The sequence below is a fragment of the Candidatus Terasakiella magnetica genome (assembly GCF_900093605.1).
Lineage (GTDB): Bacteria > Pseudomonadota > Alphaproteobacteria > Rhodospirillales > Terasakiellaceae > Terasakiella > Terasakiella magnetica.
The window spans coordinates 225,190-239,530 of the sequence record NZ_FLYE01000034.1; the positions used below are offsets into that span (position 1 = coordinate 225,190).

The 14,341-nt window shown below is 46.0% G+C and carries 13 protein-coding genes; 4 read left to right on the forward strand and 9 right to left on the reverse strand.

From position 1 onward, the window contains the following. Positions 1-26: 26 nt before the first annotated feature. From MTBPR1_RS11935 to MTBPR1_RS11955, 5 genes are all read right to left on the reverse strand, one after another. Positions 27-1,100, reverse strand: coding sequence for an HD domain-containing phosphohydrolase (locus MTBPR1_RS11935; RefSeq protein ID WP_069189232.1), 1,074 nt, complete (start codon positions 1,098-1,100; stop codon positions 27-29). Next, the gene (locus MTBPR1_RS11940; RefSeq protein WP_069189233.1) at positions 1,093-3,426 is read right to left on the reverse strand and encodes a hybrid sensor histidine kinase/response regulator; all 2,334 of its coding nucleotides are present in this window, start codon (positions 3,424-3,426) and stop codon (positions 1,093-1,095) included. The genes MTBPR1_RS11935 and MTBPR1_RS11940 overlap by 8 nt, the downstream gene beginning before the upstream one ends. A gap of 92 nt (positions 3,427-3,518) precedes the next feature. Further along, positions 3,519-4,055, reverse strand: a complete 537-nt coding sequence (moaB, locus tag MTBPR1_RS11945; RefSeq protein ID WP_069189234.1) for a molybdenum cofactor biosynthesis protein B — start codon at positions 4,053-4,055, stop codon at positions 3,519-3,521. 12 nt (positions 4,056-4,067) lie between these two features. Further along, on the reverse strand, positions 4,068-5,867 hold the full coding sequence (locus MTBPR1_RS11950; protein WP_069189235.1) for a lytic transglycosylase domain-containing protein: 1,800 nt from the start codon (positions 5,865-5,867) through the stop codon (positions 4,068-4,070). 151 nt (positions 5,868-6,018) lie between these two features. Then, positions 6,019-6,927: a uracil-DNA glycosylase gene (locus MTBPR1_RS11955; RefSeq protein ID WP_069189236.1), complete on the reverse strand. Its 909-nt coding sequence runs from the start codon at positions 6,925-6,927 to the stop codon at positions 6,019-6,021. Positions 6,928-7,073: 146 nt separating this feature from the next. On the opposite strand from MTBPR1_RS11955, the gene MTBPR1_RS11960 reads away from it, so the two are divergent. Beyond that, entirely contained in the window at positions 7,074-8,723 is a 1,650-nt protein-coding gene (locus MTBPR1_RS11960; RefSeq protein ID WP_069189237.1) for an electron transfer flavoprotein-ubiquinone oxidoreductase, read from the forward strand. A 256-nt stretch (positions 8,724-8,979) separates the two neighbouring features. On the opposite strand, the gene MTBPR1_RS11965 is transcribed toward MTBPR1_RS11960, so the two are convergent. Continuing rightward, entirely contained in the window at positions 8,980-9,270 is a 291-nt protein-coding gene (locus MTBPR1_RS11965) for a hypothetical protein (RefSeq protein WP_069189238.1), read from the reverse strand. Next, positions 9,270-9,932 (reverse strand): fumarylacetoacetate hydrolase family protein, encoded by a 663-nt coding sequence (locus tag MTBPR1_RS11970; protein WP_069189239.1) that lies wholly within the window; start codon positions 9,930-9,932, stop codon positions 9,270-9,272. Before MTBPR1_RS11970 ends, MTBPR1_RS11965 begins: the two co-directional genes overlap by 1 nt. An 88-nt stretch (positions 9,933-10,020) precedes the next feature. Here MTBPR1_RS11970 and MTBPR1_RS11975 point away from each other — a divergent pair, with 88 nt between their 5' ends. Beyond that, on the forward strand, positions 10,021-10,464 hold the full coding sequence (locus MTBPR1_RS11975) for a MarR family winged helix-turn-helix transcriptional regulator (RefSeq protein WP_083223061.1): 444 nt from the start codon (positions 10,021-10,023) through the stop codon (positions 10,462-10,464). On the opposite strand, the gene MTBPR1_RS11980 is transcribed toward MTBPR1_RS11975, so the two are convergent. Both MTBPR1_RS11980 and MTBPR1_RS11985 read right to left on the reverse strand, forming a co-directional pair. Further along, positions 10,461-11,894 (reverse strand): ATP-binding protein, encoded by a 1,434-nt coding sequence (locus tag MTBPR1_RS11980; protein WP_069189240.1) that lies wholly within the window; start codon positions 11,892-11,894, stop codon positions 10,461-10,463. The genes MTBPR1_RS11975 and MTBPR1_RS11980 overlap by 4 nt on opposite strands. Positions 11,895-11,993: 99 nt before the next feature. After that, the gene (locus tag MTBPR1_RS11985; RefSeq protein ID WP_069189241.1) at positions 11,994-12,326 is read right to left on the reverse strand and encodes a hypothetical protein; all 333 of its coding nucleotides are present in this window, start codon (positions 12,324-12,326) and stop codon (positions 11,994-11,996) included. Positions 12,327-12,397: 71 nt separating this feature from the next. Here MTBPR1_RS11985 and MTBPR1_RS11990 point away from each other — a divergent pair, with 71 nt between their 5' ends. Next, positions 12,398-12,985 carry a hypothetical protein gene (locus MTBPR1_RS11990; RefSeq protein WP_069189242.1) on the forward strand — a complete coding sequence of 196 codons (588 nt, stop codon included), beginning with the start codon at positions 12,398-12,400 and terminating at the stop codon, positions 12,983-12,985. Between the two features lie 97 nt (positions 12,986-13,082). Continuing rightward, positions 13,083-14,333, forward strand: a complete 1,251-nt coding sequence (locus MTBPR1_RS11995) for a response regulator (protein WP_069189243.1) — start codon at positions 13,083-13,085, stop codon at positions 14,331-14,333. The last annotated feature ends 8 nt before the right edge of the window (positions 14,334-14,341 follow it).

Here is a 14,341-nt window from a genome sequence, read left to right on the forward strand (position 1 = left end):
AAGAAAATTGAATTATTGAGACGATATTACTCTTCTTCGTCAGGGTGTTCTAGACGTAATGAGGTGATTTCGGGGATTATTTCAATGAAAACTGCCACTAAATGCGGATCAAAATGGCTTGCGGCATTTTCTTGTAAGAAAGAAAGCGCATTTTCTGTACTCCAAGCCTCTTTATAAGGGCGCTCAGAAGTGAGTGCATCAAACACATCACAAATCGCCGCAATACGACCAGAAATGGGAATATCCTCACCTGATAACTGATTAGGATAACCACTCCCATCCCATTTTTCATGGTGACTTGCCGCAATTTCACGCGCCATGGAGAGCATTTCACTATCAAAGCTACCGATGATATCCATGCCGATTTCCACATGTTTATTCATCACATGACGTTCTTCATCACTCAGGCGCGCAGGCTTGAGCAAGATATTATCCGGTATACCAATTTTCCCCACATCATGCATGGGGCTAGCTTGTAAAATCAGCTCTGCAAAAGCCTCCCCCAAACCTGCTTTTAAGGCGAGCAATTTACAGCTTTTACTCATACGCACCACATGGGCACCCGTTTCATTATCGCGATACTCACCCGCACGCCCTAAACGGCGCACCACTTCTAACTGGGTTTCATGTAGTTCTTTAGTGCGTTTTTGCACTTCTGTTTCCAACACATCCGCGCGCACACGCTGGTTATTATAAAAAACCCGTGTTTCCAATAAATTGCGGATACGTTGAAAGACTTCCCATGGCTGAAATGGTTTGGTGAGAAAATCACGCGCGCCTGCTGCTAAGGCATTTTTATGGGTTTCAATATCGGTTTGGGCGGTCAGAACCAGAATGGGCAGATAATCATCATCCCCCACCACCTCTTTTAAGGCGCCCATTACCTCAATACCATCCATATACGGCATACGGATATCAAGCAAAATCATATCGATCTGCTTGCTTTGATAAAGGCCAACGACTTCGCGTGAATCCGTTGTTGAGATGACATTATCAAAGCCTTCTTCTTCAAGAAGCTGTTCAAGCAACAAGACATTGACGGGTTTATCATCCACCACCAAAATACAACATTCTGATATTTTCTTTTCCATGTCAGTCATGTGTGGTGGCCCAAAGTTGCGTTAATTTTTTTCTAAATTCTCTCAGGTCAATCGGTTTGAAAAGATATTCATCAAACCCGGCAGCCATCGCGCGCCCTATTGTTGCCTGAGACTTATCCGCGCTCAAGGCGAAAATAGGAGTTGAATTCATATTAGGTAATTGACGTATAGCCTTACACAGCTCTATCCCGTCCATATCATCAATATTTATATCCAGCACAATCAAATCCGGTGCTGTATCTCGTGCTATTTCAAGACCGCTTTTGCCCGTGTTGGTGACCACCATATCCAGATTATTCACCATGCTGGCAAATTGGGTCATCACATCACGGTTTTCATTATTATCATCGACAAATAAAACTTTGCGCACTTCATTAAGCTCAGACTGTTTTACATCGGCCTCAACGGCTACTTTTTCCGTTTCTGTGGCAATGGGCATTCTCACCCAGAACGTGCTACCTTCATCAACAATACTGTCAAAACCAATGGTCCCGCCCATGGCCTCAACCAATTGCTTAGTCAGCGTGAGGCCAATGCCTGTGCCTTCAATTTGTGAGTTTTCTGCACCCAAACGGTTAAAGGGCATAAAAATCTGATCTTTTTGTTCTGCACGAATACCCGGCCCGTCATCACTCACTCTAAACTCAACCCAATGTTCATCCACTTGATGGGCTTCAAATTTAACAAACCCGCCAAGCTCATTATATTTAATGGCATTAGACAGAATATTGAGCAGGATTTGTTTTAAGCGCGTGCGATCCACCCACAAAGAAATATCCAGTGCCCCGTTAAGATGAAGATCAATGTCTTTATCTTTTGCCAAGGACTCGCTGATATCAAAACATTCTTCCATCAAGGAAGCCATATCAACAGGCTCAAGGGAAAGGTTTAAGCGCCCGGCTTCAATACGTGCCAGATCAAGCACCTCGTTAATCAGGTCCATCAGGTGATTACCCGCTGCCACAATCTGGCCGACCTGACTTTTCTGGCGCTCCACAAGCGGGTTTTTACCACTCATGCCTAAGAGCTGGGCAAAGCCAAGAATGGCGTTCAACGGAGTGCGAAGCTCATGGCTCATGCGCGAAAGAAATTCAGATTTCGCTTGGTTTGCATCATCGGCAGCATGGCGGGCGCGCTCTAGCTCTTTTTCGCGCCTTTTCTTCTCACTCACATCATGAATAACGCCAACCATACGTACCGCACGGCCTTCGGTATTGCGCACCACATCGCCTTGTTCATGGACCCAGCGCACCGTCCCATCGGGCCAAAGCACACGATGCTCACAATCAAAATGTTCGCCTTTTTTGAAACATTTGATGAAAGCCTGATAGACATAATCACAATCTTCAGGATGGACCCAATCGCGAAAACGCTGCGTGCGCTCTTCAACCCCATCATTGATTATTCCCAATAAAGGGAAAACCTGATCGGACCAAAAAAGTTTATCCTCTTCAATATGCCAGTCCCATGTACCGATTTTGGCAAATTGCTGGCTCATACGCAGGCGTTCTTGGCTACGCTTTAAGGCATTTTCGGCGCGCACCCGCTTAGAAATATCACGTACCGCCCCAACAAAATATTTACCATCAGGCAGGTTCAGCTCTGAAACAGACAAGCTCATCTCAAAGGTCTCACCGTCTGAACGCCGCCCCCTTACCACACGCCCCGTGCCAATAATGTTGGCTTCAGCTGTTTGATGGTATTTTGCTAAATAATCATCATGTTTGGAGGCAAAAGGCTCTGGCATTAACATTTTAATGTTGCGACCAATAACATGTAGGGCCTGATAGCCAAACATATTCTCAGCAGCATTGTTCATATCTTTAACGATTCCCTTGGAATCGATGGTGATAATACCTTCAAGGACAGTCTCAAAAATTGCACGGTGTCGCAGTTCACTTTCGCGCAAAGAACGTTCTGTCGCTTTATATTCTGTAATATCGCTGAGATAGCCAACCAGCCCGTCAAAACTCCCATCGGAGCTTTGCAAGGTGCGCACATCATCCATCACCCAGATATACTCGCCATCTTTTTTGCGCAGGCGGTATTCATGGATCTGGTGACCATGATCAAATAGGGATTGAATATCACTTAAGACATACTGTTGGTCATCGGGATGGATGATCTCCATCCTGAAAACAGAATTATCAATAAAATCTTCAGGTGCCCAGCCCGTTAGGTCAGTGATATTGGGGCTGATATAATCAATGCCATAGTCCCAATATTCCTGACAGTGATACATCACTGCCGGACCACGTTCCAAAATGGAACGGATTTTACGATCACTTTGACCTTGTGCGTTTTTATCAGGCACTTGTTCAGCCAATTCAGATTATTCCTACCAATAACGCGATTATAGGTGGAATCTGAAAATAATTACAATCCCCCATGTGAAATAGGGGATTTTAGATCAATCGTTTATGCTAAATGCTCATTCAGGCGTGGCATAAGTTCCACAAAGTTACATGGGCGTGTGCGTGCATCGAGCTGATGAACCAAAATGTCATCCCACGCATCTTTCACAGCCCCGCTTGAACCGGGAAGGGCAAACATATAGGTCGCATTGACCAAACCCGCCATGGCGCGGGACTGAATGGTGGATGTTTTGATCTTTTGATAAGATAACATGCGGAAAATTTCGCCAAAACCGGGGATTTCTTTTTCAATCACCATACGAAAAGCTTCTGGTGTCACATCACGTCCTGTCACCCCTGTGCCACCTGTCGTGATAACCACATCAATCTCAGGATTATCAGACCATGTGCGCAACTGTTCTGCCAGCTCGTTACAATCATCTTTCATGATCAAACGTTCATAGACTTTATGGTTTGCACCTTCAATGCGCGCGGCCAACGTATCGCCGGATTTGTCATTTTCAAATGTGCGTGTGTCTGAAACGGTGATGATTGCAATGTTAAGCGAAAGGAACTCGCGTTCCCCATGGATTTGAGACATGAGATTATCCTGTTATTTTTTTGCCATCTCGATAGAAGATGCATCTTGTCCTTTATAGATCGGCCATGAACCAGATGCAATTGCGTCTAAAGTCGGAACCTCTTGGCCCATACGGTCGCGATAAATCCAGAAATTGGTCAAGACACGCTCAATAAAGATACGGGTTTCGCGCGAAGGAATACTTTCAATAAATAAAAGCGGATCATCTTGGTACTTCACCCCGCGCTTCCATTTATTGAGGTTCCCCGGTCCGCCATTCCACGCGGCTGTCATTTGAAACAGATCGCCATTAATGGCATTTTCATTGAGCAACATATTGATATAGCGCTGACCAAGGCTGATGTTGGTTTCCGGCTCAAACAGTTTCTTGCTCCAACGCATGCGGCGATCGCGTGCCACAAAGCTGGCTGTGCCGGGCATCAATTGCATCAGGCCTTTGGCCCCGGCATAGGATTTTGCCTTGGGGTTAAAACCTGATTCTTGGCGCATCAAAGCAAAGATCAACGCACGATCCACTTTATAGCCCACTTTAGGCTGCCATTTTGGCATGGGATAAAGCGCTGCATCAGGAACGTTGTGCCCTTTGCGCGCCAATTGTGAGGCCAAACGCATGGAAAAAGACGGCATGTTACTACGCATCGCCACATTTAACATGGCAACACGGGCTTCATCATCGGCCTTTGAATAAGATTTGCGAAATTCTTTTTCCGCCATCTCATCTTGGCCAACCTGCAATAAAGCCAGTGCACGACGCCCAGAGCGCTGTGTTTTCAATGTAGAAAGCGCATCATGGTTCAGGTCTGGCATATGCCAATTAAAGACGGTTTCATAACCTAATGAACGGTTTGCCAACTGCCCATAAAAGGTGCGTGGATAGCTTGCGGCTTTTTTAAGCCAGTCATTAACCTGTTGGGGTTTGCGCTCTAATAAATAAGAACGTGCCGCCCAATAAGCCCCCGCAGACATCATCCAGTCAGAAGAATAACCAGATTGTGTAACTTTTTCAAAATGGCTGGCTGCTTGTTGTAATTTACCCATGCGCCACGAGGCCAAACCCGCAATCCAATGGGCTGTGGGGATATATTTGCCAGAACGTTTCACCGCTTTAAGTGACCATTCATAGGCCCATTTATCCAGACCATCAGCGTAATAGCCCGCCGCCAGCCATGTGCGCGCCTGATCAATTTGACCCCGGTGCAGCAATTGATGAACTTCTTTAGTGCGCAACAAGCGCTTAACCGATTTGGTCCAGCCTTTTCGCGTATAATAACGCATCTTGCGGGTATAGCCTGCCGCCTTGCGCGCCTTGGCTTTACTTAAGCGTTTGCGTGGAGAATAAACTTTTGTCGCATGACCTGTGGCATCATAACCCGACCCACTAAGATATCGCCCCGTTGGAGCTTGCGGGTTCAGCGCATTTTTAGGGCGGCGTTTTTTTGCCAGTTTATAAATCTGTTTTGCTTGGGGGTGATCGTGATATTTCGCCAACCATTTGCGCAATTCTTTATAGCGCGAACGATATTTCGTGGGATGGAGATAACGCTGGGCAAGCACATGGCCCATCAAGGTACGATCGGTGATTTTTGCAATCAGCTTGTCCGCTTTTTTCCAGTTCCCGCTTTCCTGCAAAGCAAAAACATCCTGATAAAGCGACAGGTTTTGATCGTCTAATTGGGCAACCACATCCAATTTATGAACTGCATCTTCTTCTAATGCAGCCAGTTGAATGTTGGACTCGCCCGCAAATGCAGTGGCGAAAACACCCATGGTCAGGCCGAATGCAACAACGGCGTCTTTAAGTTTGAATACCATATCTATTAAACGAATATCACAAAAACACAATATATTGTTATGTTGAGGAAATTCTGATAACCTTTTGATTTTAAAGGATGAAGTGATTGCCCTTAGCTATAAGGCACCAACCTAATATATTTTTACTAAAATCGCAAGATTCTGCGAAAAATTAAAGTGTTTCCAGTTTTTCCACAATGGACAGCAAATCCCCCCATGCACGGCGTTTTTGTGCAGGTGAGCGCAATAAATAGGCCGGATGGAAAAGAGCTGTGGCTTGGGCCGGACGTGATAGGCCCGGTGTGGCATGGGTAAACCAGCGCCCGCGCAGGCGTGAAATCCCTTCATGATGACCCAATACCGCCTTGGCCGCCGCCCCGCCCAAAAGCACGATCATTTTCGGGTCCACCAATTCGATATGGCGCTCCAAAAATGGCAGGCAAACGGCAATTTCGCTTAAGGTCGGATTGCGATTTCCCGGTGGACGCCAAAACAAAACATTGGTGATATAGACATTGGAGCGATCCCCCAATTTTTCTTCCAAGCCACAAGACTGCAACATTTGGTCAAACAACTTGCCATTATCGCCTGCAAAAGGCACCCCTTGGCGATCTTCATCTGTGGCAGGGGCCTCGCCAATAAACATAATGTCGGCCTTGGGATTTCCATCGGCAAACACCGTATTCATGGCGGTTTTTTTCAAATGACAGCCTTCAAAAGATAAAACAGCCTCGCGCAACTGCTCCACATTCTTGGCATTTTGAGCAAGCTCAACGGCCATATGGACCATTTCGTCTGTGGCCTGTACCTGTTGGGCTGGCCCATTGGGTTGCGTTTTAGGTTTAGGCGAGAGTGACGCAGCACCTTGTGAAGGCGCTTGTTGTGGCGCCTGTCTGTTTGTTTGAGGGGCCTGTTGTTGAGCCTGAGCAGCTTTTTTAGCCTCCAACATCTGTGCAGACACAGCATATCGATCAACGGATTCGCTGGTGATACATTCGTCCACCCCCATCTCCACATACCATTTTAGCAGGGCTTCGGGGTTCATTGGATCGTCAAAAGTCGTGTCTGAGTGCTGGTTCATAGAAGAATACCTAGCAAAAATAACAATAATTGAACAGAAAGGTTCACAAGTTTGTGCATTTTTTCTATGTTCGCCTGCAGAAAAGTGGTAATAATGTTCGCAAATAGAACTGTTCACTATGTAAACATTTTGGAAGGACCCTGACTATGGAACGTGAATCCATGGAATTTGATGTTGTAATTGTTGGCGGTGGCCCCTCTGGCCTCTCAGCGGCGATTAAACTCAGCCAACTCGCACAGGAAAAAGAAAAAGAGCTCACCGTCTGTGTGGTTGAAAAGGGTTCTGAAATTGGTGCCCATATTCTTTCTGGTGCCGTTATTGAAACGGGCCCGCTTAGCTCTCTCTTTCCTGAATGGAAAGAAATGGGCGCGCCACTCACCGTAGAAGCCAAGGAAGATTCTTTCCTTCACCTGTCTGAAACAGGTTTTAAAAAGCTGCCAACCCCACCGCAGATGAACAACCACGGCAATTATATTGTCTCGCTTGGTAATGTGTGTCGCTGGTTGGGTGAACAAGCCGAAGAAATGGGCGTTGAAGTTTACCCGGGCTTTGCTGCTTGTGAAGTTCTCTATAACGAAGACGGTTCGGTTAAAGGCATTGCCACAGGCGATATGGGCCGTGAAAAAGACGGCTCTGAAGGCCCGAACTTTGAACCCGGTGTAGAACTTCATGCGCGCTACACCATTTTTGCAGAAGGTGTGCGCGGCTCGCTTGCCAAAGACATCATGGCGAAGTTTGACCTGCGCAAAGATTGCGATCCACAAACCTTTGGGATCGGTATTAAAGAGCTTTGGGAAATTGATCCTGCCAAACATTCTGAAGGCAAGATCGTTCACACCACGGGCTGGCCGATGGATAGCAAGACCTATGGCGGCTCCTTCCTTTATCACCTCGATAACAATCAGGTGGCTGTTGGTTTTGTTGTGGGTCTGGATTATGAAAACCCCCATCTCTCACCTTTTGACGAATTCCAGCGTTTCAAAACGCACCCTGAAATTTGCAAAACCTTTGAAGCTGGTCGTCGTATCGCCTATGGCGCGCGTGCCCTTAATGAAGGTGGCTTCCAGTCCATCCCGAAACTGACCTTCCCGGGTGGTTGTCTGGTTGGCTGTTCTGCTGGTTTCCTCAATGTGCCAAAAATCAAAGGTACACATAACGCCATGCAATCAGGCATCGAAGCGGCAAATGCCATTTTCGATCTTTGCACCTCAGAAGACGAAAATGTTTCAAACGAGCCAACACAATATAGCGCCAATATGAAAGCGTCTTATGTGTGGGATGAGCTTTATAAAGTACGCAACATCCGCCCAAGCTTTGCCAAATGGGGCTTCTTTGGCGGTTTAGTCTATTCCGGTTTCACAACTTACCTAACTGGCGGTCGTGAGCCTTGGACGTTGAAACATCCACATGCAGACAACGAAACATTAAAGCCAGCAGCCAGCATGCCAAAGATTGACTATCCAAAACCGGATGGGAAAATCAGCTTTGATAAATTGTCTTCTGTCTTCATTTCCAACACGGCCCATGAAGAAAGCCAGCCGTGTCACTTAAAACTCAAAGACGAGTCTGTGCCGCTGAGCGTAAACTGGGCAAAATACGAAGGCCCTGAAGTACGCTTCTGCCCAGCTGGGGTTTATGAATATCTTGATGATGAAGAAAATGAAGGTCAGAAAAAGTTCCAGATGAACTTTGCCAACTGCCTGCATTGTAAAACATGTGACATCAAAGACCCGACCCAGAATATCAACTGGACGACACCAGAAGGTATGGGCGGCCCGAACTACCCAAACATGTAAGTTCTAAGTCGTCATATAATTTAAAGAAAGGGGAGCCATTGGGTTCCCCTTTTTTGTTTGGGCAGGATGTGCTGCTCACATAAGTGTGATTTGCAGGTGATCAAAGCTTCAAGGTAGACTGTTTATATGAACACGTCGGTCTCCCTCCCCCCTTCTCAAACCCAACCGCACCTGTTCTTTTTTTTTCCGGCTTTCGCATTGCCCTTGCGGGGGCCGGAGTATTTTTAAGTCTCGATCTTTGGCTTGAAGAATTAACTTAATTCATCGGGACATAGCCTAAACGGCGCATACAGCTGTTGAGCAATTTCTTCTGTTTTTTACCCACTTCATATTGGCGCATCTGCTCATCATACATGCTTAAACCTTGATCTGCGTGATTGCGATAATCAAGCCCGAGGTGTTTATCAACGGCTCGCTTACAGCGGTTTTGGTCTGTGCGCCATTGCGATGAAGGCAGGGTCTTATGTTTCCAATAAACAGGTGAAGACGCCCCCATGCAGCCCGATAAAACGATCAGTACTGATAATGCAATTAAAGCAGATTTCATCACACCAATCTCACTGTGAAGTCAGGCAAGCCTTCAATTTTACAGCTCATTTCATCGCCTTTTTCAACAGCACCCACACCCGCAGGCGTGCCTGTGAAAATAATATCACCTGCGAGCAATTCATCATAGCCATCAAGATGATCCATAATCTCACGCACATTATAGATCATTTGGGCGAGGTCACCTTGTTGGCGCATTTCTCCATTAACAGATAAAGAAATGGCCCCCGTTGTTAACTCGCCTGTTTCCTCAATCGGAATGATTTGTGAGACCGCTGCCCCGCCTGTGAAATTTTTTGAAGTATCCCACGGCATGCCATTTTCTTTAGCCACGGCCTGAAGGTCTCGTTTGGTAAAATCAATCCCGATACCAAAGCCGAAAATTTTCGCATTTTCCCCCAGTGCGACCACCAGCTCGACCTCATGATGCAGGTCTTGAGTGGCGCGTGGATACGCAATGGAAACCTCATCCACACCCGCGCTTACTGCATGGGCGGATTTTGAAAAGAATTTCGGCTTCACCTTATTGGGGTCTCCCCCCATCTCGCGGATATGTGCCCCGTAGTTTTTCGCCACACAATGGACACGGCGAATGGGAAACTGGGCCTCACTGTCTTTTACGTGAAGGGCGGGCGGGGTCCATAAAGGCACAACATATTGCATGAAAAAACTCCAAGGCTGGACAGATGGCAGATCGGGTTATATGTTGGTATCCATAACATTTATTGTCAAACCATCTTAGAGGTTTTTGGTGCCTGAAAAAACGAATATTGGTCCCTTGAACGACCTGATGACATATCATCTGCGTCGCGCACAAGTTACATCCTTCAACAATTTCACAGACGCCATGGCAGAAACGCAGGTGACACCCGGTCAGTTTGGGGTGCTCACGCTTATTGCCAGCAATGAAGGCATGTCCCAATCCGCTGTCGCACGCTCCCTTGGTGTGGAACGCTCTACCATGGTCGCGGTCATTGACGGGCTTGAAAACCGCGGGCTTGTTTTGCGAAAACCCTCGCCCACTGATCGACGCTCCAACGCATTGGTCTTAAGTGATGAAGGAAAAGAAGTCTATGCCCGTGGCCTTGAACTTGCCAAGAAAAGTGATCGCGTGACCACAAGTGCGCTGAATGATGAAGAAGCCGTCCAGCTGGTGACTTTACTGCGTAAAATGAATAGTGCAGCGGGCGTTTAACCCAGTTCGTTCACCAAACCATAGGCATAAAGACTTGCTGGCATAGATTGAATGCGCACATGGCGATGATAGCCTGTGCGCACAATATTCTGGGTCAAAAGCAAAGTGTCTTCTTCGCCATTACAGTTTAAGCGCACAAAATCCGTCACTGTTTGTGGCCCTTCGCCAAAACCTGATAAGGTCTGCTTCCAATCCATCTCGATAATCAGGTTGGGTTCAGGCGCGCGTTGTTTTTGCGCCGCCAAATCGCTATAGCCCACCAGATCAATTTTACCACCGCGCCAGCTTGCATATGTAAGTGCTGCAATGCGATGAGAAGCACCCAGCCATTGGCTGTAAACCGCGGTTTCCACCAAACGGGGATAAACCTTATCATTGGGGAAGACCGGACCAAACAGGGCCGCATACCAACTTGGTGAGGTGATAAACACCTTAAAAGCCACCGCGCGCTGAAAGCGTTTGGCATTTTTATCAACACGATGCAGGCGACGAATAAGCCAAGCCGATTCAAGGAAATCGAGATATTTACGCAAGGTGTTTTTGGCAATCTTGGTTTCGCGCGCAAGCTCTTCAATACTGACTTCCAACCCCGTATTATAGGCCAGTAAGGCAAAAAGATGGGACAGGCCCTTTAAATCATTAATGCCGTAAAAAGACGCCATGTCTTTATGCAGCAAACGGTCAATCATGCCATCGCGCACAAATAACGGCGAAGGTGCGCCTTGGGTCTTGCCCAGCACACTTTCAGGAAAACCACCATAATTGATATAATATTGAAATTCTTTATTCAACGCAGGCAGGTTAGCCTGATTAAAGGCTAGCTTATGTTGGGCCGGATCGCCACCAAACAATTCTTGCTCACGCCCACGAAAGCGCAAAAATTCTGCAAAACATAAAGGGGGAAGAATTGAAATATCATAGCCCGGATCATTGTCTTCCAGTTCTTCCGGTAAAGATACCCCCGCTGAAAGCACACCGATGAGGCGCACTTGTGGAAATTCTTTTGCCACTTCCACCAGATCTTCTTGCCAATCGGCCATATACTGAAGCTCATCAAGAAAAGCATAAAGGGTTTTGCCTTCAGATGTGTCTTGATTACGCTTGATAAACAGGCTCAAAATCTCGCGCAGGCCCGCTTCCCAATAGGTCGGCGCCCCAAGTGAGGCCAGCAAGATATGGCGCGGTGAAGTACCCGTTTCAATAAGGCGGGCCACCATCTGGCGCACCATCACGGTTTTACCGCAACGACGTGGACCAGAAAGAACAACAGAACGGCCCATCTCGCCTTGTTCTATTTTGTGGGCAAAGTCTTTGAAAAAAAGGCGCTTTGGGGGAAGTTTGAACTTTTGCGGCGTCTGTTCATCCAATGCCCACCATGGGTTATCAAATAACAGCCGGTTTTTAACCGCCTCAACCCCATAAGTTTGCATTTCAGTCCCCGATGATTGATTATTATTTCGCCTTTATCGACCATTAGAATACGCAAGCTTTTACCTAAGCGCAAGCTATTGATCTTAGAAAAAATGACCCTATAAGGAACGGTTATATTTTTGTAAGAACACCTTCTGTTCTGCTATGAGTTTCTTATATTTCAAAACCTTAAGTAAGATAGGGATAAACATCAACAGGGCACAAAAAGCAACAATCACCCATAAGAAACCAAAAGTCATCAACACACCATAAGCTTGCTTGTTTATAACCAAGATCAATGGAGAAAGCTGAGCATAAAAAAACAGCCCGACAATTGATGTGATGCAATATATCAGCGATGTTTGATGATACTCATACTGTTCTTCAATATATTCTTTTTCCTGGGGGGCAAGAATCAGGCGAAGATTATCATCACGAATATGTGTCAGCACTGCATTATCCTTTCATTTCGTAATCCATGACGATAGTATGAAAGGATTAGCGGATTTTTTTTAAGGTTGATGTGAAGTTGCGCACACCCTCCCATTCTTTAAGCCTTGGTATGAAAGTCGGTTTTTTGCTCGGCTGGGTCTTTTTTGCTGCAGCTTTTCTTCTCGCTGCTGCTGAAGCTGTTGTTTCACGCGGGTTTATCACCTCTACCAATGACCTGCTCATTGCCCTTGCCCCGGGAAAATGGATTGCTTTTAAAGCCCGTTTTGATTCTGTCCTTCTAGATGTTATTCTCTCCACTATCTTGCAGCTGCCGGGCTGGTTTGTTGCTGGTTTTCCGGCCTTTTTCCTCATCTGGACGTGCCGCCCCCATCGTGAAGAAATGGACCCCGAGCTTTATAATTCACTCACCACCTTTGATCGCCTTGCTAAATTGGCTGAAGAAGACGGTGCCCAAAATGATGACCCCACTTTTCAGGAATATCATCTTGAAGATTATGAGGAGGATTATCATCGCGAAGATGTAAAATCAGCCACTGACTATATGAAAGAATGGCAACCCGAAGCCGTTGAAGAAGAAGACCAAACACCCAAAGGGCCCAATGAACGCATGGATGATGCGCGTGCTAAACTCACTATCCCCTTTGACAAACTGTCATAACTTGAATCTTTTCATGTACTTATTGTTTGCGATACCCCTGTAGTTTTTGTAGTCTTTTAAGAGCGCTTTCAAATAAATTAATAAAACAGGTGGAATAATGGCTGAGATTTTACTGGTAGAAGATGCGAAATTCTTCAGAACCGTCCTGAAATCTCAAATCGAAGGAAGCTTTGGCTATAACGTTACCGCCGTTGAAACCTATGGCGAAGCGGTAAAAGAACTAACATCGCGCCAAAATCATTACGACCTTGCTTTACTGGATTTGAACCTGCCCGATGCCCCTGATGGGGAAATTGTGGATGTGGTTTCAGGTATGTCGATCCCCTCGATTATTTTCTCCGGCTCTTTTAGTGAAGAAATCCGCGACCTGTTAGAACGCCCTAATATTATTGATTATGTGGTCAAAGACAGCCCGGCAAGCCTGAACTATGTTCTCAACACAGTTGATCGTTATTTCAAAAACAATCATTGCAAAGTGTTGGTGGTTGATGATTCACGCGTGGCACGCAAACATATGGTCGCCTTATTGCGCCAGTTTAATTTCAACGTATTTAGTGCAGAAAATGGTCAAGAAGCCTTAAAAGTATTTAACGAGCATGGTGATATCCGCCTTGTCATCACCGATTATAATATGCCCGATATGCAGGGCGTGGATGTCTGTAAAAGAATCCGTGCAAAAAAGAACCGTGATGAAGTTTGCATCATTGGGGTTTCAGCCTACGGTACCCACGCCATCTCGGCCCAATTTCTAAAAGCCGGGGCCAGTGACTTTCTTGTAAAACCCTTTCTGACAGAAGAATTCTTCTGTCGCGTCACCTTAAACATGGATGCGCTTGATAAGGTTCATGAGCTTGATGAGCTTGTTTATACAGATTTGGTCACACAGCTTAAAAACCGTCGTTATCTTGAAGCTAAATATAAACGTATCTACAAAAGAGCGAGAGAGCTTGAGCTTAACCTCGTCTGCGCCTTTTTTGAATTAGATGACTTTAAAGAATTTAATGATAAATATGGCAGCGATGCAGGGGATGCGATCTTGTTTATGCTCGCGCGTGAGTTTGAAAAAACCTTCAAATCAAGTGGCCTGACCACGCGTTATGGCGGCAGTCAATTCTGCTTGTTGGGTACCACTGATAACCTTGATGATTATATGGAGCATATCCAAAATGCCCATAACATGCTCACCCAGAAAACATTTAATTTTGCAGATCAAGAATTGAACATCAGCTTCACAACATGTGTCTGCAGCCTCAAGGATATTGCCTCAGCCGATATCCTTGCAAAAACTAAAAGTGCCATAAACGATGCCAAGAAAACTCTGAAAGGTCACTTCCTTCGTGCAGATTAATTTACATA